Source organism: Bartonella sp. AA56HLJMS (assembly GCF_042197145.1).
Taxonomy (GTDB): Bacteria; Pseudomonadota; Alphaproteobacteria; order Rhizobiales; family Rhizobiaceae; genus Bartonella.
In genome coordinates this window covers 14633-34240 of the sequence record NZ_JBHIRL010000005.1, presented here as the reverse complement: position 1 = coordinate 34240, position 19608 = coordinate 14633, and the positions used below count along the sequence as shown (strand labels likewise).

The window sequence follows — 19608 nt, the reverse complement described above, 5'->3', positions numbered from 1 at the left end:
CTCCACTGTCAGTGGAGCCTTTATTTTTTTAAGATCACTTTTTGGTTTCTTTTCTTGTGAATTTCATGATAAAGCCCATAGATTGTGATGATATATTTTCCTGATCGCTGCTTAATACGAATGATAAGCTCGGCTTTCCCTATAGATAAAAACAAGAGTTGCAGGGTTCAGGGAAGTTATACAAAAATGAAATCGTAAAAGTGGACAGGGATATTTCACAATGGCTGTGAAAAATGAAACAATAGATTATTCAAAAACTCTTTATCTCCCACAGACAAATTTTCCTATGCGTGCAGGGCTTCCGCAAAAAGAGCTTGAATTGATGGCGCGTTGGGAAAATATGGGGCTTTATGCGCAATTGCGTCAACAAGCAAAAGATCGTCCATTTTATATTCTTCATGATGGTCCGCCTTATGCAAATGGTCATATTCATATCGGGCATGCTTTAAATAAAGTTCTAAAGGATGTGGTTGTTCGTTCATTCCAAATGCGCGGTTTTAATGCAAATTATGTACCTGGTTGGGATTGCCATGGGCTTCCAATTGAATGGAAAATTGAAGAAAAATATCGAGCACAAGGAAAAAATAAGGATGAGGTACCTCTTAACGAGTTTCGTCAAGAATGCCGTGAATTTGCACAGCATTGGGTAACTATTCAAAGTGAAGAATTTAAACGCCTTGGTGTCGTGGGAGATTTTAACACGCCTTATACTACAATGGCTTTTCATGCAGAAGCACGCATTGCCAGTGAATTGATAAAATTTGCTATGTCAGATCAGATTTATCGTGGTTCCAAGCCAGTGATGTGGTCTGTTGTGGAACGTACGGCTTTGGCAGAGGCTGAGATTGAATATCATGATCATGAATCAGAGGTGCTTTGGGTTAAGTTTCCTGTTTTTGAAGCAAATTCTGATGATTTATATGGTGCTCATGTCGTCATTTGGACAACAACACCGTGGACGATTCCAAGCAATCGTGCAGTGAGTTATTCTTCGCAAATTTCTTATAGTATTTACGAAGTTGAAAGTGCTGAAAATGATTTTGGTCCTCAAGTGGGAGAAAAGCTTCTCTTTGCAGACGCTTTAGCGATGAGTTGTGGAGAAAAAGCCAAACTTGTTTTGAAGCATTTGCGTGTTATTTCTTCTGAAGAGTTGAAAGCTCTTGTTCTTTCTCATCCACTCAAAGGTTTAGCTGGAGGGTATAATTATAAAATTCCATTGCTTGATGGTTCGCACGTAACAGAGAGTGCTGGTACAGGTTTTGTCCATACAGCACCAAGCCATGGGCGTGAGGACTTTGAAATTTGGAATGATTATAAGTCCTTACTGGAGCAAGCGGGGATTGATTCATCTATACCGTTTCCTGTTGATGATGCAGGGTTCTATACGAAAGATGTTCCAGGTTTAGGACCAGATCGTGAAGGAGGACCTGCACGTGTTATTGATGATAATGGAAAAATGGGTGATGCCAATAAAGAGGTCATTAATGCTTTAATTAAAGCAGATCGATTGTTTGCACGGGGGCGTTTAAAGCATTCCTATCCCCATAGTTGGCGTTCAAAAAAACCCGTTATTTTTCGCAATACACCGCAATGGTTTATTTCAATGGATAAAGATTTTGGGGATGGTTCAACTTTACGTAGTCGGGCTTTGGAAGCTGTTTCAAAAACGCGTTTTGTGCCATCTTCTGGACAAAACCGCCTAGCTTCTATGATAGAAGATCGTCCTGATTGGGTTCTTTCTCGTCAGCGTTCTTGGGGTGTTCCTATTTGTATTTTTGCAAATGAGGATGGTGTTATTCTAAAAGATGAAGGTGTGAACGAGCGTATTTTACGGGCTTTTGAAGCAGAAGGGGCAGATGCATGGTTTGCTGAAGGAGCACGTGAACGTTTTTTAGGGGAGCGTGCACATGAGCCTTGGGTACAGGTTTATGATATTTTGGATGTTTGGTTTGATTCTGGAGCAAGCCATAGCTTTGTGTTAGAAGATCGGGTTGATTTGAAATGGCCTGCTGATGTTTATTTTGAAGGTTCAGATCAACATCGCGGATGGTTCCAATCTTCTCTTTTGGAAAGCTGTGGTACGCGTGCTTGTTCTCCCTATAAGTCCGTGATCACACACGGTTTTACTTTGGATGAGAATGGTAAGAAAATGTCTAAATCTTTAGGCAATACGGTTGTTCCGCAAGAGATCATTAAAACATCTGGAGCTGATATTTTTCGTCTCTGGGTTATGACAACCGATTATTGGGAAGATCAGCGTTTAGGCAAAAAAATACTTCAAACAAATGTGGATTCATATCGTAAACTACGCAATGCAATTCGTTGGATGCTAGGAACTTTAGCACATGATGATGGAGAAGAAATATCTTATGGTGCACTGCCGGATCTTGAAAAATTTATATTGCATAGGCTTTTTGAACTTGATCAGTTGATTAATCGCGCTTACGATGAATTTGATTTTAAAAAGATTATGCGTGCATTATTGGATTTTTCAATCATTGAGTTATCGGCATTTTATTTTGATATCCGCAAGGATTCTCTTTATTGTGATGCACCTTCATCAAAAAAACGCAAGGCTTCCTTGCAGGTTGTCCGTGAGATTTTTGAGCATATGGTCACATGGCTTGCTCCAATGTTACCTTTTACGATGGAGGAAGCTTGGTTAGAGCGTTATCCAGAAAGCCAATCGGTGCATTTGGAACAATTTCGCTCTGTACCAGAAGAATGGCAAAACCAATCTTTGGCTGAGCGTTGGAAAAAAATTCGGCAGGTCCGTAAAGTTGTGACAGGTGCTTTAGAGCTTGAACGTGCTAATAAGCGTATTGGATCCTCTTTGGAAGCTGCGCCTATTGTTTTTATTTCCAATCTGGTTTTACGAGAGGCATTAGAAAATGTGGATATGGCGGAGATCTGTATTACCAGTGCACTCACAATTACGCAGGACACGATACCTTCCGATGCTTTTACTTTGAATGATGTTGAAGGTGTTGGTGTATATCCAAAGAGGGCATTAGGAAAAAAATGTGCTCGATCATGGCGTTATACACAAGATGTTGGGAGTGATTTAGCTTATCCGGATGTATCTGCTCGTGATGCAGCTGCTTTGCGGGAACTACAGATTCTTGGTAAGATTTAAAATTTTAAATCAAAGGAAAGAAATGCAAGTATATTTCTCATATTGATGAATATAGTTTTTTGTGGTACAAAGTAAATTCCGTTATTTTGTCTGCAGGGGGGAAATTTGTGTATGGACCGTTCTCTCATAAATAACGGGAATATTAATCAGCCATATACTTAGGAAATGGAATAGGCAGTGAGAAAACGTGAAATAAAAATATTTCCAATAGGAATTTTAGGGATGTGCTTTGTTTTAACGGGATGCAATTTATCCGCTCCTACCTATGGTACCAATAAACCGGTTTCGATACAGTTTTTTGAAGATGTTGCTAATATTACTTCATTAACACCAACAAATAATAGCAGCCAGATTGCTATGAAACCTCATCCAAAACTTGTAATACCAAGCCCTAGTTCACGCAGATTTTTGCCGGTACCACAACAAGATAGATCTGTCAATGAAATGGCAGCATCGAAGCAGCATCGAGAAAGTACTCCTTTTCCTCACAAGCGATCATTAGTTAATGGCGCTGGTTCAGAAAATCCTTCACAGTTGAGTGCGAAGCAACGACAAGAATATTTACGTCGTCAGAGAGCACAAGTTGGAAGTTCAAAATACCGTCGCTATCTCACTGAACCACCTTTAAGTTATCGCCAACCGGCAAAAATTGCACCTATTGGTCGATAAGAAAAAGACAAAATATAAAGTATGTGAGGTATTCTTCTCATTAATTATGACACCAAGTTCTCAGTTCACGCAGAGTTATAATGCTGCTGCAAGCTGGTTGTTATTTCCATGAAATAGCAATATGGCGATAGCATCGAGAGAGTGGTTCAGCGTTGTTTTTTTAACAAGAAATATCTTTTAAGTCCATTTCACAACGTTGTTTGTGTGGATAGTATAACGTGAAAGCCATTGAAAATTAGCAGCTTTATTCTTATGAAGGAGAGAGCTTATACCATCATTTTATTTTCCAGATTTCAATGTTGTGGCAATTTTTGCATTTGAGAGCTTTCATAAGAGACATTTTTAGTCTTTTCTAAAACGTTTTTTATCTAGACAGTAACCTCACTTATGAGTGCCAAGAAAGAGATTTTATTGATTCAACGTCATTTGAAATAAGAGTATATCTACGATATTTTGGACTTTATATTTTATATACAAAATAATGAATTATTCTTTTGAATGAATGTATCATCTAATAGAAACAATATGCAGAATTAAAAGAGAGAAAAAATGCTTCAAAATAGCTTTCGCTATATCAGAAGGATGAATAATCTTTTTTAAGAAATAGGATAGTTTCTAAAGAGTAAAAGTTATGGAAGAAGAATTGTTTTTAGTATCGCTTTTGTACAAAAAAATCTTTAAGTAATTGAACTGCTTCTTTTTCTTTAAAACCAGAATAAATCTCAGGTTTGTGATGACAGGTTGGTTGCTGATAAAAACGTGGACCATTTTCTATAGCACCTCCTTTGGGATCATTTATTGCGTAATAGAGACGTCGTATGCGTGCAAATGAAATGGCAGCGGCACACATAGCACAAGGCTCAAGTGTTACATAAAGATCGCAATCAGGAAGCCTTTCGCTTTGCAATGTTTTGCAAGCCATACGGATTGCGCGTATTTCTGCGTGTCCTGTAGGGTCATATGCAGATTTTATAAAGTTACCAGCGCGTGCAATGATAGCTTTTCCACGTGTAATGACAGCACCTACGGGAACTTCATCTGTTTTTGCAGCCTCTTGTGCTTCTAAAAGGGCTATTTCCATGGGCGTCAAAGTCATAATATTCTTTCTACTGAAGGTATAGAAAATCTAAAGGTTATCTCGATAAGAAATGCTATGGAATGAATAATTTATTATGCTTTTATAATGAAAAGAAGACCTCTATTTTTTAAGAGTTTAAAACAAACTTGCAAGCCGGCAGATATATTATTGTCGTTAAAGTATAGAAAATGATAAATGATTATGCTACTTCATTTTTCAGGATAAGCGGTATGGTGCATGTGAATAATTTTCTGAACATACTTGCAAAGATTGGTTTGAAACGCAAATGAATGAAAATAATGAGAGTGAACGAATTGCTAAAAGGTTAGCGCGTGCTGGTATTGCTTCGCGTCGAGATGCAGAAATGATGATTGTTGCAGGTCGTATTTCTGTGAATGGTAAAGTCGTGACAACGCCTGCTTTTAATGTTAGCCGCTCTGATGTTATTAAAGTTGATGGCAAACCTTTACCTCCTATAGAACGAACGCGTTTATGGCTTTACCATAAGCCAGCAGGTCTTGTCACCACGAACCGTGATCCTGAAGGCAGACCTACAGTATTTAGTAATTTACCAAAAGGAATGCCGCGTGTTCTTTCTGTTGGAAGGCTTGACATTAACACGGAAGGGCTTTTGCTTTTAACCAATGATGGTGGCTTAGCGCGTGTATTAGAGCTTCCTGTAACGGGGTGGGTCCGCAAATATCGTGTCCGTGCTCATGGAAGAGTAAGGCAAAGCGCGTTGGATAACCTTAAAAATGGTATTGCGATTAATGGTATTTTTTATGGTTCGATTGAAGCATCAATTGAACGCGAACAAGGGTCGAATGTATGGCTTTCTGTCGCTTTGCGAGAAGGAAAAAATCGTGAAATAAAGAATGTTTTAGGGGCATTGGGATTATCAGTTAATCGATTAATACGTGTATCTTATGGTCCATTTCATCTCTCTGATTTAGAAGAAGGAGCTGTGCAAGAGTTAAAAGGGCGGATGTTACGAGATCAGTTGGGGGAGCGTTTGATTATGCAAGCCAATGCAGATTTTGATGCTCCTATTCTTAAGCCATTTTCAAATTCTGCAGTTGTTGCAGAAAAGCAAAGCCAGAAAGATCTTTCTATTGCAAATGATGGTTGGGTTTTCTCAAGTGAAAGGGCAATACGACGCCGACCAAGAGATGGTTCTGTTGAACATAGTCGCGCACGATTAAGTACAAAGTCTCATGAGAATGTAAAGAAGGAGAAAAGTGAAGAAGGAAAAGCAGAGCGTTTTCTACCGCGTTCTCGCCGTGCTAATGTTTGGATGGCTCCTGGTGCACGTCCGCAAAGTGCACGTAGAAAGCCTTCTTATAGTGAGGAGAAATCGCATGGTCATAAGAGCGATTTGGATGGTAGAAAATCATTTCATCGAAGCAAGGAAAAACTAAAAGAAAATCCATCACACAAAGAGAAGAGGGAAAGTTTTGTTCAAAAACATGGCAAAATATCTTATGAAGAGACGCATCCCTTTGGTAAGAAAGATCGCTTTTTAAAGGATAAAGAGAAAATGATAAAAGGTGGTCATGATGAGCATTCTTTTGAGAGAAAGGAAAAGGTAAAATCGTTTGGTGGTGCTATGAAAAAATCTAAACCACATAGGGACGGTGCAAAAACTTCGAAGCGATTTGGAGGTCCACGTGCGGATCATAGGCGGTAAATTTGCTGGGCGTATTTTGTTTTCGCCTGTTAATCAGTCGATTCGCCCAACGAGTGATCGTACACGTGAAAGCCTTTTTAATATTCTTTCTAGCCGTGAAGAACAATTTTGGACCAATAAACGCATTCTTGATCTTTTTGCTGGGACTGGGGCTTTAGGCATTGAAGCACTTTCACGTGGAGCAAAGGCTGCTGTTTTTGTTGAAAATTCAGTTGAGGGGCGTGGAGTACTTCAAAAAAATATCGAAGCTTTTGAATTGCAAGGGATTGGACGGATTTTGCGTCGTGATGCAACCAAACTTGGCAATATTGGAACAATGCTTCCATTCGATGTTATCTGCGCTGATCCTCCCTATAGCCGTTGTTTAGGTGAACGTGCTTTTGTAGAAGCTTTGCGAGGAGGGTGGGCAAAAGCTGATACACTCTTCGTGCTCGAAGAAAAGAAAGATACAATGATTGATTTACCTGACGTCTTTTATCTAGACGATGAGCGTTTTTATGGTGAGACAGCAATACGTCTTTATAAATTACGATTGCTTACATCTTGAGAAAGTTTTTGTTTTTATCCGATAGGATAAAAAAATGTTTTTTCACAGTTTTCTTCATTTTATATGGTTTTTAAAAGGTTAAGCAGAAAATCAATAAAAGATTCTAATGTTAAAGGAATTGATGAATTTTTATTAGCTTTAATACAGAAGGATGTTTTTTCTCCAATAGGATATATATTCCTCGATAATAGTTATGATCTTTTTTATCTAATTTCTTTCTGCTATACCTTAATCATCACATTTCATCAGCAGTTGAAAGCTTTAAGCTATGCAGTCTGCATTGATATCTTATATGATGCGTAACTTCTATTTTTGCTATTGTCTAAACTTAAAAAAGATATTTTGTTTAGTATTGAAAATAGTGTTCATTTATCCTGAATATTTGTGTGTTTAGTTTAGTAATATCGCTTGTTGAGTTAATCATTACATATTAAGTAAATCTGAGAGTATTAAGTATCTTATCGTTGTGCAGCTTTAAGGATACTTTTTTATATTATTCTTTATCACTAAAGATAAGTAATTTGTAAAAAAGGGGAGATTGTCGTGTTTAATTGGATATATAGTGAAGAGATTAATACAGAAGCAAGTGCTGAGCAAATTTGGGCTATATGGGAAGATGTGGCATCATGGCCTTGCTGGGATAGTGAACTTGAGTGGGTAGAACTTTCTGGTCCTTTCAAAGAAGGCGCTATAGGACGCATGAAACCTAAAAAGGGACCTACAGTAACTTTTACACTTGATAAAGTTATAAAAAATGTTTGTTTTTCTGATTATGCTAAACTTCCTTTTACACGTATGAGTTTTAATCATGAATATATTTGTTCAACAAAATCGGGTTCTTCAAATAACAAAATTCGTCATACTGTAACCATGTCTGGTTTATTTTCTCCTTTCTTTGGAATGATTATTGGGTCAAAAATTAAGTTACATCTTCGCGATGCAATGATTGAAATGAGCAGACGTGCTCTTACTGAAAACAAAAGCATCTCGTAAGGGGGGGCATTTATAAAGAAGTTAATACCTTAAAAAAGGTGCAGAAATTGTAACTTATTATTAGAACGGAATCAGTTATGAGTATACGGCAAACCAATGAGCTACGGAGCATTTTTTAGTTAGTCGTTGAAATCGTGTCAAATCATCTGAGAAAATTAATTTTGCACCAAAGATCTTATAAAAGCCATTGAATTTTATTCAATATATAAAAGCTTATAAGGCGCGCATTTTTACTGAAAATAAAGAAAGTTGTAGAAGCTTATTTCTGCTCTTGTGAATCTGTAGGTTGATATTGTCATGATATTTGCCAGTTTCTAATGTTGCGATAGTTTTTGATTTGAGAGCATTCATAAAAGACATTTTGACTCCTTCTTAAATAGTTTTTATTCATACGCCCCTTACTTATGATATGCTCGCAAATAGTTGTGATTGATTCAACATGAATAGGTTAGAAACGGAGAAAATTTAATGATATTTGATTCTTTTATGCAAATTACAAAACGATCAATTATGATTATAAATCAAAGTGTTTTTTTGATTAAAAGATGATCACTTTTCTAGAGAGTGGAAGTTCTAAAAGGCTCTAGATGATAAAATAAAACCTCCCTTAATTTTCGTAAAAATTAATCTCGTATCGTTGTATGTATTTGGTTTAAATGTTTAAAAAAGCGATTTTTTAAAATGCGCACAGATATCCCAGTTTCTGCAAATATTTTTGTTTCAGGAAAAAGAAGTTTATTAAGTTATATCTGTTTAATAACAAAGTAACCGATTAAGGATGAGGCATGAAAAAAGATGAGATGCTCTTGATTAGACACATTAGAAACGAGAGAGAATGTTATGATTATAACTTATTTCTGATAAATATAAAAAATGAGTTCTTTGTGATATCACGCCTATGAGAATAAAGAAGCTAATGACTGCTCATTTTGTTGAAGCAATAACGCAAGAAAAAATTTTTTATTCCGTTTATATTTTTTTGTTTACAAGATTGCCATCTTAATTATGAGAGAGTTTATAGAAGCAAAGAAGTATACACAAATATAAGGCATTTTCTTGATTCTTGCTTGGAAATTAAAGAATGCTATAGGAATGAAGGAAGTTATTTGACTATCCAGAGGACATAAGGCCTGTGACTTAAGTCATTTTATACTTTTCTAATTTTTGAGGATTTTGGCTTAAATTCAAATGTTATTGTTAGGCCTTTTGTTAATTGCCAAATTTTCGGTTGATTTGATTGTCAGTACAGATTGGGTTATCTAAAATGATAAGGGCCCATGAGAAATCTTGAAACTAAAGAGATTTTACGGCATATACAGCATATTACGTCTTTTCATAAAGAAGCTAAAAGGGAAATGATTTAATGCATTAAAAGAAAGAATGCATGAAATATGCATAATCTTATGAATAAACACACAAGAGTTATATTCTGATTTGTATAAATTTGTCAGAATGCTTATCAATGTAAATAATAAAATATTTTAGGGAGTCTATGATGACTGACAAAAACCAGATTGAGAAAGCAGTTTCGCTGGTTGAAGCAGCAAGGCGTTCTGGGGCAGATGCTGCTGATGCTGTTATTGTTCATGCTCATTCTACCAGTGTATCAGTTCGTTTTGGGCAAGTTGAATCGACAGAAGCAGCAGAGAGCAATGATTTTACTCTAAGGGTTTTTGTTGGAAAAAAAGTAGCAAGTGTTTCTGCTAATTTAGGATCTTATCCGCAAGAACTTGCGGAACGTGCTGTTGCGATGGCTAAAGCTTCTCCCGATAGTTTATTTGAAGGTTTGGCAGATAAAGAGTGTTTGGTTAAGCATCCTAAAGATCTTGATCTTTTTGATGATTTTGTACCAAGCAGTCATTTTTTAACAGAAGATGCTTTAAAAACGGAGGCAGCAGCTCTTGATATTAAAGGTGTAAGCAATTCTGGTGGCGCTGCAACAGCTTATGGCCGTAGTGGGTTTATTCTTGTGACCAGCGATGGTTTTTGTGGAGCCTATCGCTCAAGTTGTTTTTCACGTTCTTGTAGTGCTCTTGCAGGTGAAGGAACACAGATGGAGCGGGATTATGATTATACAACAGCCTTACATTTTTCTGATTTAGAGGCAGCAGAAACTGTGGGAAAGAATGCAGGGCTTGGTGCTGTTCGACGTTTGGGTGCAGTTCGTGCGGCGACTGGGAGCGTTGATGTTATTTTTAATCCGCGTACGGCTCGTGGAATTGCAGGGCATATCGCATCTATGGTCAATGGAGCCTCTGTGGTTCGAAAAACGAGTCTTTTACAGAATTTCCTAGGCAAGGAAGTGATGAAGCCTAATGTTAATGTAACCGATCAACCTTTGCGATTACGTGGAAATGCTTCTCATCCTTTTGATGGAGAAGGGGTAGAGGGGCAAACACTCAATATTATTGAAAATGGTATTTTAAAAAATTGGCTTCTTTCATCATCTACAGCACGTGAATTGGGACTTAAAACAAATGGACACGGTATGCGTTCGGCATCATTAGTGCAGCCGACCAGTACAAATTTTGCTATTGAACCGGGTTTAGTATCGCCTTGCGATATGATAAAAGATTTGCGAAATGGATTTTATGTGACCGAATTATTCGGTCATGGCATTGATTTTATTACTGGTCAGTATAGTCGTGGGGCTTCCGGTTTTTGGATTGAAAATGGTGAAATTGCTTATCCGGTAAGTGAAGTAACGCTAGGTTCTGATTTGCTTCATATGTTAGCACATTTAACACCTGCCAATGATATTGATCGGCGTTATAGTACAGCTGCTCCAACATTGTTAATTGAAGGGATGACACTTGCAGGAAAATAACACGCATCATTCTTCTGATTTAAATCTTTTGCGTGATGTTTGTCGAGAGGCAGGAGATTTAGCAATGCGGTATTTTGGATGCACGTTGGATGTCTGGATTAAAGAAGGTAATTCCCCAGTTAGTGAAGCAGATTTTGCTGTTGATCATTTCTTGAAAGAGAGGCTTCTTGGAGCTCGTCCAAATTATGGATGGATTTCAGAAGAAACAAAAGATAATCGAGAAAAACAAGATTATTATGAGCGCTCTTTTGTTGTTGATCCTATTGATGGAACGCGTGGTTTTCTTTCTGGCAATCCTTATTGGTGTATTTCGGTTGCCATTATTGAGAATGGGCGTCCTATTGTGGGCGTTCTACAATGTCCGGCTCAAGGAGATGTTTATACAGCTGTAACAGGTGGAGGGGCAACATTAAATGGGATAAAACTTCCTCGTTTAGCCTTTGAGGTTCATCGAAAATATAAAATTTCACTTGATAAATCGCTCGCACAAAAATTACCAGATGATTTTCTCAATCAAGTCAGTCTTTACCATTATCTTCCTTCTCTTGCTTATCGTATTGTTCTTGTTGCTCAAGATGAAATTGATATCGTATTAGTTCGTCCAAATTGTCATGAATGGGATATTGCCGCTGCTGATCTTATTTTGCAGGAGTGTGGAGGGTGTTTTTTATCGCTTGATGCCCCTTTACTATCTTATGGAATTGAACCTTACCAGTATGGACTTTTAATTGCTGGTAAAAATAATTGCTGTCAAGATATGATAGATGTTGTTCGTCAAACAAAGTTAGTTTAATCACGTAAAAGCGCGCTAAGATAATCTAAATGATATGGAGGCACATATGACTGAAACCAAAGAAAAAAAACAATATTTACATCTTGTATTTGGTGGGGAATTAAAAAATCTTAACAGTAATCAATTTAAGAATCCTGATGATTTAGATGTGGTTGGTATTTTCTCAGATTATCAATCCGCTCAAGAAGCATGGCAGGCAAAAGCACAAAGCAGTGTAGATAATGCATTACAACGTTATTACATTGTAGATTTGCATCAGTTTCTTGATGCAGAGTTAGGCGATGCAGAATAAAGCTTGAATATTTGGTCATTATAACCTGTAGATTGCTTCATGCTTTTGTTTAGTCGTCCTTTTCATAGGTACGTTCTTCGGGTAAAATAGAATGCCGTAAAAAAGAATATGCTTGTTGTTTAAAATTCATATGTTTTTTTAAGAAACATCTCCCAAAGCACCCAAGCCCATTTCATAATAGTGTCCTTGCAAGGTATAAAATCCATTATTGCACCACCATCTTTACGCTTAATAAAAATGCAAGACAGTTTCTATCAAACTATTTACAACAGCAATATTATCATGACAGCTATCACTCGAAGTTTATGATTATATTGTGAATAGTCACTCTGCTTTTGAATGGGGTATGAGACACTAATGCGTTAAGATTAATAAAAAGAGTAGCATTATTAATGATAGCAATTATTACTCTGTTGAGATTATTAGCACTCGTTACTTATCTATTGGAATTTTTTCAACGAGTTATTACTATAAGCTTAGAAACCATGAAAGTCGTTAGAAACTTTACCAAAATTAGAAATTTAGAGAAACTGAATAGATTTATGAAGTTAACTTACCTCAGAAGGGTTTCTTGAGTACTCATTTAAAACTAAAATCTATAAGTTAATCATTTTGTGTTGATTATATACAATCTTAAAAGGAATAATATATCATTGCGACCTCCTGAAAAGAGAGGATTTAAAATTTTGAAAACTCTTATTTAAATTGCTTTAAGACTTTTAAGAAATTCTCTATTAAACAAGATTAGATTTTTCTGGATTACCTTTAAGAGATTATATCACAATTTAAAATGAGAACTCTATACTATTCAAAAGTTTTTAAGATTAGTTTGACATATTCATTTTATTGAAATGAAATAATAGAGATTGAGCTTTCTTTTAAACACATTTTATTTGTTGTATTTATATTAGGTTGTAATGTCTATATGGGTTATTTTTTGAAAAATTGACAATACCTAACATATGTAAAAATAAGCTTTTTCTCTAAAATACCAACGTGCAAAATTCAAAGTCTCATTAAAATCATAAGAAGTATTTATTCAGTGAGTTGAAAAAATTGATACAATCTATGTCATAGGTTTATCATTTATATTTTAAAAATTATAATCGACTGAAATGTAGTTTTGTTATTTTTGAGTAAGATTTTTTATAGGGTGCAGAATGAAGTGATAAAATCGATATAAGTTACAAAATTTAATTAAAAGAGATTTAAATAATGTGTATATGTATTGAATTTTCTCATGGATTAAGCTTTTTTTATTTAAGATATCGATGATATTAAAAAATATGGATGCAACCAATAGTGTTGATGAATTTTTTAACAAAATAAGTATATAGATATCTTAAAATAGCTGGATGAGGTGATTTTAAATGGTAGAATTAAAGGCACATACGGCTCTTTTAAGCTATCGGATAATTGGTTTTTGCTTATGTCCTGTTATTCCTTTTTATTTGTTCTTTCGTGCTATTCGTGGAAAAGAAGAGTGGTGTCGCAAAAAAGAGCGTTTAGGTAAAAGTTCTCATGTACGCCCCCAAGGTTCATTAGTTTGGTTGCATGCAGCAAGTGTTGGAGAAACACTTGCACTTTTTCCACTTGTAAATTATATTTTATCATTGAAAATCAATGTATTAATGACAACAGGGACTGTGACCTCTTCTACTCTTGTGAAAAAACATTTTGGTGATAGGTTGATTCATCAATATGCTCCTTTGGATTTAGATTTTGCAGTGCGCCGTTTTATTAGTCATTGGAAGCCTGATCTCGTCTTGATTTGTGAATCAGAAATTTGGCCCCTTCGTATTAAAGAACTTGCAAAAATGCGTATTCCGCAGATTTTGGTTAATGCCCATATGTCTGAACGTTCTTTTAAAGCTTGGCAAAAACGACGCGTTCTTGCCAAACATATTTTTAAGGATATTGATTTGGCGATTGGTCAAAACGAAAGAGATGTAGCTTATTACCATACACTTGGCGTAAAATCTGTTACGTTTTCTGGTAATCTCAAGGCTGATGTTTTTCTGGTTGAAAATCAAGAATTGCTTGCACGTTATCGTAATGCTATCGGCAATCGCCCAGTTTGGGCAGCTGTTTCAACGCATGAAGGGGAAGAGGAGATTGCTTTTGAGGTCCATAAAATTGTTAAAAATTATTTGCCAGATTTATTAACAATTATTGTACCTCGTCATCCTGAACGTTCAGAAGATCTTATCAGAAAATGCGATAATAAGGGGTTAAGTTTTATTCGTAGGAGTAGAGACGTTGTTCCAAACATGAATACCGATATTTTATGGGGAGATACCATTGGAGAAATGGGACTTTTTCTTCGCTTATCGAAAGTTTCTTTCGTTGGTAAATCGTTATGTGGAAATGGTGGACACAATCCATTGGAATTGGCTTTGCTTGGTTCCGCTATTTTGACAGGGCCTCATGTTTCAAATTTTCAAGAGATGTTCAAACAATTTCTAACGCATGATGCAGCATATATGGTTCAAGATACAAAACAGCTTGCTATTCAGGTGTATAAGCTTTTAACAAATGAAACATTGCGGCAAGAAATGGTTGATAAGGCTCATGAAGTGGCGACAGATATGGCAGGTGCATTTGAGCGCACATTAAAGATTTTAGATCCATTTTTACAACCCCTTGTAATACAAACAGGGTTACGTCAGCGTCAGGGTAGATATGCATATTAGCGCCCCTCGTTTTTGGTGGAAAAATAAAAGCTTTTTGCGTTTTGTGTTAGCTCCAGTTTCATGGGGGTATGGTTATTTTTCAAGTCGTTTTATGACAAGACAGCCTCCCGTGATTGATCTGCCAGTTTTGTGTATTGGAAATTTTACATGTGGTGGTGCGGGTAAAACGCCGGTTGTTATTGCTTTTACAAAAGTGGCTAAAGAACTTGGTTTCGTACCTGGTATTATATCTCGTGGTTATGGTGGATCAGTTAAAGGGGTACATCTTGTAAATGAAAAATATGATACTCCATATAGTGTTGGAGATGAGGCACTTTTACTTGCACGGCATGCTTTTGTAGCTGTATCACCTAATCGTTATGCAGCGGCACAACGGCTTAAACAAGAGGGATGTAATCTTATTTTAATGGATGACGGATTTCAAAGTCGCCGTCTTTATATGGATTATGCGTTACTCGTTGTTGATGCGATGCGCGGTTTTGGTAATGGAGCTGTCTTTCCAGCAGGACCTTTGCGTGTACCATTAAAAACGCAGTTTTCTTTTATGGATAGTGTTTTATTGATTGGTCACTCCAATGCGCCTGATAATGTCGCTTTTCTTGTTTCGCGTACTGGAAAGCCTTTATATCGTGCTCATCTTAAAGCTAGTGCCTCTGATGAGGTTTCAGGAAAATCATTTTTGGCATTTGCTGGTATTGGCAATCCAGATAAATTTTTTAAATCTATTAAAGAATTGTCTGGTGATGTGGTGCAAACTTACATATATCCAGACCACTATTTTTTCACAGATAAAAATTTAAAAAGCCTTATACAAAAGGCTAAAATGCACAATTTATGGCTAGCAACAACAGCTAAAGATTATACCCGTATACAGACAATTCACATGCAAAAAGATTTGAAAAATCTTATTATCTTTGATGTGAATGTCGATTTTGTTCAAAAAGACTTCTGTCGTATGGTCCTTGAAGAGGTCATAACCCGCTTTAGAAAACGTTCCCTTGAATTTTCTTGTCTAAAAGGCAAAGGCTAAATTTATAGCTTTCGAGGGGTTATTTTTCTTTTGTTTTTAACAATTGCTTGAGATATGGGTTGCACTCAAGTTCGCGCTGATAGGAGATTTCACAACTAGCATATGCTTCTTGGCGGTGATGATTCCAATATTTTAAATCATCTATAGGGATTTTTTGCCCGCTAACAGCACAAATGGTATAGGTACCATATTCTATAATGTCATATCCGTTATTAGAATAATGAATTTTTGCTTCGCGTTCACCATTGGGAAACATGACAACTCCTTTTTACTTGATACAAGAGATACAAGAAAAGTGCCATAAAATATATTATAAAGTCGAGAGTTAATTTTAAAATATTTTTCTTGTAAAAATGATGAAGGGCTTATTTTCTGCCAAAAAGCCGTTCTATATCTGCCAATTTGAGTTCAATATAAGTAGGGCGTCCATGATTACATGTACTTGTATTAGGTATTGCCTCCATTTGTCGTAATAGTGTGTTCATTTCTTCGGGGCGTAAAAGGCGCCCTGACCGTATTGAGCCGTGACAGGCCATCGTTGCTGCAACATAATCAAGCATTGCTTTTAAATTATTTGTTGTATCATACTCAGCAGCCTCATCTGCGAGATCTTTAATAAGGGCTTGGACGTTGATCTCTCCTAACATGGAAGGTGTTTCACGCACAACAATTGCTCCTGGTCCAAATGATTCTATTCCTAATCCAAATTTTTGCAAAGCATCTTTATGCGTTAAAAGGCATGTTGCATCCTCTTCAGAGAGTTCTACAATTTCAGGAATAAGTAATAACTGTGAAGGAAGCGGTTTGGAATAAAGTGCATTTTTGAGTGCTTCATAAACTAATCGTTCATGAGCTGCATGCTGATCGACAATGATCAAACTATCTTGTGTTTGGGCGATAATATAGTTTTTATGAATTTGTGCTCTGGCCGCTCCTAGTGGATAAGATAACTCTTCTGATGAAGGTATAGTGCTTGGAATGTATGCATCTCCACTTGGTATATTTAAGCCCTCCATAATAGGAGTAGCATCTTCTTTTAAATCAAAAGAGCTAGTAATATCTAGGGGTTTGTGAACCATTGAAGCGCTGGTAAAATGATGAGGCTGTGGGTTATAAGAAGAGAACTGGTGCGTGTTCTTAAAATTGCCTAATGGTTGTTGTGCCAATGGTTGTTGTGTTTGAAATGCAGTAAGCATTGCTTCAGAACGGGTTGAAGTCGGACGAATACCAGATTGCTGCAATGCTTCACGAATAGCTCCAACAATTAAACCACGAATTAATCCTGGATCACGGAATCGTACATCAGCTTTAGCTGGGTGAACATTAACATCTACTTCAGCAGGTGGGAGATCAATAAAAAGAATAGCGACAGGATAACGATCACGGGGCATAACATCAGCATAAGCACCTCGGAGTGCACTCCATAGAAATTTATCACGCACGGGACGCCCATTAACATAAGCAAATTGATGTAGGCTGTTATTTCGGTTAAAAGATGGCAAACAGGCAAAACCTGTTAAGCGCACCGCTTCGCGTTCAGCATTCAGCGCAATGCTATTAGGGGCGAATTCTTTTCCCATAATCTGCGTAATACGTTGTAATTGTCCTTGAATATTATTTTCTGTAGCAGACAATTCCATAGATGTTCTGTCTAGTCCTGAAAGAGAAAAGCGGATATGTGGAAATGCGATAGCAATTCGCTTAATCATATCGCTAATAGCATTTGTTTCAACCCGATCAGTTTTCATAAATTTTAATCGTGCCGGCGTGACAAAGAAAAGATCACGAACTTCAACAATTGTTCCAAGATTCGCAGCAGCTGGTTTGGGTCCTACAATTTTTCCTGCAGTAACGGAAATTTCAGCAGCGCTCTCAGCATCTTTTGTTCGTGAAATGAGTTTAAGTTTAGCAACAGAACCAATAGAAGGGAGGGCTTCTCCTCTAAATCCAAGGAAGCAGATATTGTGTACGTCATCGGTAATCTTTGAGGTACAATGGCGAGAAACTGCTAAAGTTAATTGATCTGCAGGAATTCCATAACCATTATCACTCACCTTTATAAAATTTTTTCCACCATTTGCTGTAATAATTTCAATGCGTGTTGCACCAGCATCAATAGCGTTTTCAACAAGTTCTTTGACAACATTTGCTGGTCGTTCAATAACTTCACCGGCGGCGATTTGATTAATAATATTTTCGCTAAGATGGCGTATAATCATAATAAATTCTAACAGGAATCTTAAGGGTTCTATAGAAAATTATGATAACATCATTTGCGAGACATTCAAGAATAAGAGAACATGAGAGGTATTATTTTTACAATACCTCCTATTTTATTTTATGTTAACAAGTCGGTTGGAAAAAACATAAAAATAGTTTTCATCACTTTAAAATAGCTTGCACCAATTTATCATCTAGGTCAAAAAAGAAACAATGTAAAAAGGGAAGGCAATATATATGGCGCGTATAAGCGGTATTTTAGCAGATAGTGATATACAAGCTTTGATTGAGAATAACTTTCTCAAGGCTCAGTGTCCATTTGATAGATCTCAAATACAACCAGCAAGCCTTGATCTTCGTTTAGGGGAGAAAGCTTATCGTATACGTGCTTCTTTTATGCCGGGACCTGATACAAAAGTTTTGGATAAGCTTGAACGGTTAAAGTTGCATGAGTTTGATTTACGAGGTGGAGCCGTTTTGGAAACGGGGTGTGTTTATATTGTTCCTCTTTTGGAAAGTTTAGCTTTACCAGAATTTTTATCTGCTGTTGCCAATCCCAAAAGTTCTACAGGCCGATTAGATATTTTTACACGTGTCATTACGGATAATGCTCAAGAGTTTGATAAAGTTTGTGCTGGTTATCATGGTCCACTTTATTTGGAAATTAGTCCACGCACATTTCCAATTTTGGTGCATACAGGCTCACATTTATCACAGCTTCGGTTTAGAAAAGGGCAAAGTTATTTAAATGAAATAGAGTTGCACACTTTGCAAAGGCAAGAAACACTGATATCGGATGATTTTCCTAATATTAGTGTTGGTGGTATTGGTCTTTCCATTAATTTAAAGGGAGACGAAAACGGGCTTATAGGTTATCGTGGTAAACATCATACAAGTGTTATTGATATTGATAAACGTGCCGTTGCCCACGTTTTAGATTTTTGGGAACCTCTTTTTGATCGTGGTCAAAGGGAGTTGGTTCTTGATCCTGATGAATTTTACATTTTAGTTTCACGAGAGTCTGTTCATGTGCCTCCGCTTTATGCCGCAGAAATGACACCTTTTGATCCTTTAGTGGGCGAGTTTAGGGTGCATTATGCAGGCTTTTTTGATCCAGGATTTGGGCATAAGGAGGCGGGTGGAAAAGGAGCAAGAGCGGTTTTAGAAGTGCGGAGCCATGAAGTTCCTTTTATCTTAGAGCATGGTCAAATTATTGGCCGTTTGGTCTATGAGCATATGCTTAATCAACCATCAACCCTTTATGGACATGATGTTGGATCACATTATCAAGCACAGGGTTTAAAGTTGTCCAAGCATTTTAAATGAGTTGGGAACCACGAATTTTGATAACATGTATGCAGAAAGCGTATTTTAGATAAAAGAAAATTTTGTGCTTCGCAAAACCGGCGTCATGCATTCTATTTTTAATTTCCAAGGTTATCTCATCTCTTGCATTTGAGAGGGGATGAGAGGCATTTTTACTTCTTTTTTCAAGAGGTTCTATCTATACGAACTCCATTTATGATGTGCAAAAGAATAGTTTTGATTATTTCATCATGACAAAATTTACAATGAAAGAATTTTACTATATTCAATATGTTGTTCATATTTATGATAATAAATCAATAGGTTAATAAAATTCA

15 protein-coding genes are annotated in these 19608 nt (G+C 36.6%); 11 read left to right on the top strand and 4 right to left on the bottom strand.

What is annotated here, in order from left to right; all coding sequences use genetic code 11:
* The first annotated feature begins 220 nt into the window (after positions 1-220).
* Both ileS and ACFINI_RS03925 read left to right on the top strand, forming a co-directional pair.
* The gene (gene ileS / locus ACFINI_RS03930; RefSeq protein ID WP_375646035.1) at positions 221-3136 is read left to right on the top strand and encodes an isoleucine--tRNA ligase; all 2916 of its coding nucleotides are present in this window, start codon (positions 221-223) and stop codon (positions 3134-3136) included.
* A gap of 177 nt (positions 3137-3313) precedes the next feature.
* On the top strand, positions 3314-3805 hold the full coding sequence (locus ACFINI_RS03925) for a hypothetical protein (protein ID WP_375646029.1): 492 nt from the start codon (positions 3314-3316) through the stop codon (positions 3803-3805).
* Positions 3806-4454: 649 nt separating this feature from the next.
* Here ACFINI_RS03925 and ACFINI_RS03920 read toward each other — a convergent pair.
* Complete coding sequence (locus tag ACFINI_RS03920; protein WP_375646023.1) at positions 4455-4901, bottom strand: nucleoside deaminase; 447 nt, start codon at positions 4899-4901, stop codon at positions 4455-4457.
* 268 nt (positions 4902-5169) lie between these two features.
* Here ACFINI_RS03920 and ACFINI_RS03915 point away from each other — a divergent pair, with 268 nt between their 5' ends.
* From ACFINI_RS03915 to ACFINI_RS03905, 3 genes are all read left to right on the top strand, one after another.
* Positions 5170-6570 carry a pseudouridine synthase gene (locus ACFINI_RS03915; RefSeq protein WP_375646017.1) on the top strand — a complete coding sequence of 467 codons (1401 nt, stop codon included), beginning with the start codon at positions 5170-5172 and terminating at the stop codon, positions 6568-6570.
* The gene (gene rsmD / locus ACFINI_RS03910) at positions 6551-7117 is read left to right on the top strand and encodes a 16S rRNA (guanine(966)-N(2))-methyltransferase RsmD (protein ID WP_375646012.1); all 567 of its coding nucleotides are present in this window, start codon (positions 6551-6553) and stop codon (positions 7115-7117) included. The genes ACFINI_RS03915 and rsmD overlap by 20 nt, the downstream gene beginning before the upstream one ends.
* Before the next feature lie 543 nt (positions 7118-7660).
* Complete coding sequence (locus tag ACFINI_RS03905; protein WP_375631032.1) at positions 7661-8110, top strand: hypothetical protein; 450 nt, start codon at positions 7661-7663, stop codon at positions 8108-8110.
* 213 nt (positions 8111-8323) lie between these two features.
* On the opposite strand, the gene ACFINI_RS03900 is transcribed toward ACFINI_RS03905, so the two are convergent.
* Entirely contained in the window at positions 8324-8470 is a 147-nt protein-coding gene (locus ACFINI_RS03900) for a hypothetical protein (RefSeq protein WP_273790420.1), read from the bottom strand.
* Between the two features lie 1135 nt (positions 8471-9605).
* Between ACFINI_RS03900 and ACFINI_RS03895 the strand changes: the two genes are divergently transcribed.
* The 5 genes from ACFINI_RS03895 to lpxK all read left to right on the top strand — a co-directional run bounded on the left by ACFINI_RS03895 (position 9606) and on the right by lpxK (position 15745).
* Positions 9606-10937 carry a TldD/PmbA family protein gene (locus tag ACFINI_RS03895; protein WP_375645998.1) on the top strand — a complete coding sequence of 444 codons (1332 nt, stop codon included), beginning with the start codon at positions 9606-9608 and terminating at the stop codon, positions 10935-10937.
* Positions 10924-11730, top strand: coding sequence for a 3'(2'),5'-bisphosphate nucleotidase CysQ (locus tag ACFINI_RS03890; RefSeq protein ID WP_375612376.1), 807 nt, complete (start codon positions 10924-10926; stop codon positions 11728-11730). The genes ACFINI_RS03895 and ACFINI_RS03890 overlap by 14 nt, the downstream gene beginning before the upstream one ends.
* A 46-nt stretch (positions 11731-11776) precedes the next feature.
* The gene (locus ACFINI_RS03885; protein WP_375621070.1) at positions 11777-12022 is read left to right on the top strand and encodes a DUF4170 domain-containing protein; all 246 of its coding nucleotides are present in this window, start codon (positions 11777-11779) and stop codon (positions 12020-12022) included.
* A 1370-nt stretch (positions 12023-13392) separates the two neighbouring features.
* Positions 13393-14715 carry a lipid IV(A) 3-deoxy-D-manno-octulosonic acid transferase gene (gene waaA / locus ACFINI_RS03880; protein ID WP_375630305.1) on the top strand — a complete coding sequence of 441 codons (1323 nt, stop codon included), beginning with the start codon at positions 13393-13395 and terminating at the stop codon, positions 14713-14715.
* The gene (lpxK, locus tag ACFINI_RS03875; RefSeq protein WP_375612379.1) at positions 14705-15745 is read left to right on the top strand and encodes a tetraacyldisaccharide 4'-kinase; all 1041 of its coding nucleotides are present in this window, start codon (positions 14705-14707) and stop codon (positions 15743-15745) included. The genes waaA and lpxK overlap by 11 nt, the downstream gene beginning before the upstream one ends.
* 19 nt (positions 15746-15764) lie before the next feature.
* On the opposite strand, the gene ACFINI_RS03870 is transcribed toward lpxK, so the two are convergent.
* Positions 15765-16001: a DUF2093 domain-containing protein gene (locus ACFINI_RS03870; RefSeq protein WP_375608064.1), complete on the bottom strand. Its 237-nt coding sequence runs from the start codon at positions 15999-16001 to the stop codon at positions 15765-15767.
* A 109-nt stretch (positions 16002-16110) separates the two neighbouring features.
* Positions 16111-17964, bottom strand: coding sequence for a DNA mismatch repair endonuclease MutL (mutL, locus tag ACFINI_RS03865; RefSeq protein ID WP_375645990.1), 1854 nt, complete (start codon positions 17962-17964; stop codon positions 16111-16113).
* Between the two features lie 238 nt (positions 17965-18202).
* On the opposite strand from mutL, the gene ACFINI_RS03860 reads away from it, so the two are divergent.
* Positions 18203-19291: a 2'-deoxycytidine 5'-triphosphate deaminase gene (locus ACFINI_RS03860; protein WP_375645986.1), complete on the top strand. Its 1089-nt coding sequence runs from the start codon at positions 18203-18205 to the stop codon at positions 19289-19291.
* Positions 19292-19608: the final 317 nt, after the last annotated feature.

What these genes read in the sequence shown, in the direction of transcription:
- ileS (WP_375646035.1), top strand. Translation starts at nt 221, where the DNA reads ATGGCTGTGAAAAATGAAACAATAGATTATTCAAAAACTCTTTATCTC.
- ACFINI_RS03920 (WP_375646023.1), bottom strand. Translation starts at nt 4,901, where the DNA reads ATGACTTTGACGCCCATGGAAATAGCCCTTTTAGAAGCACAAGAGGCT.
- ACFINI_RS03915 (WP_375646017.1), top strand. Translation starts at nt 5,170, where the DNA reads ATGAATGAAAATAATGAGAGTGAACGAATTGCTAAAAGGTTAGCGCGT.
- ACFINI_RS03900 (WP_273790420.1), bottom strand. Translation starts at nt 8,470, where the DNA reads ATGTCTTTTATGAATGCTCTCAAATCAAAAACTATCGCAACATTAGAA.
- ACFINI_RS03895 (WP_375645998.1), top strand. Translation starts at nt 9,606, where the DNA reads ATGACTGACAAAAACCAGATTGAGAAAGCAGTTTCGCTGGTTGAAGCA.
- ACFINI_RS03885 (WP_375621070.1), top strand. Translation starts at nt 11,777, where the DNA reads ATGACTGAAACCAAAGAAAAAAAACAATATTTACATCTTGTATTTGGT.
- waaA (WP_375630305.1), top strand. Translation starts at nt 13,393, where the DNA reads ATGGTAGAATTAAAGGCACATACGGCTCTTTTAAGCTATCGGATAATT.
- lpxK (WP_375612379.1), top strand. Translation starts at nt 14,705, where the DNA reads ATGCATATTAGCGCCCCTCGTTTTTGGTGGAAAAATAAAAGCTTTTTG.
- ACFINI_RS03870 (WP_375608064.1), bottom strand. Translation starts at nt 16,001, where the DNA reads ATGTTTCCCAATGGTGAACGCGAAGCAAAAATTCATTATTCTAATAAC.
- mutL (WP_375645990.1), bottom strand. Translation starts at nt 17,964, where the DNA reads ATGATTATACGCCATCTTAGCGAAAATATTATTAATCAAATCGCCGCC.
- ACFINI_RS03860 (WP_375645986.1), top strand. Translation starts at nt 18,203, where the DNA reads ATGGCGCGTATAAGCGGTATTTTAGCAGATAGTGATATACAAGCTTTG.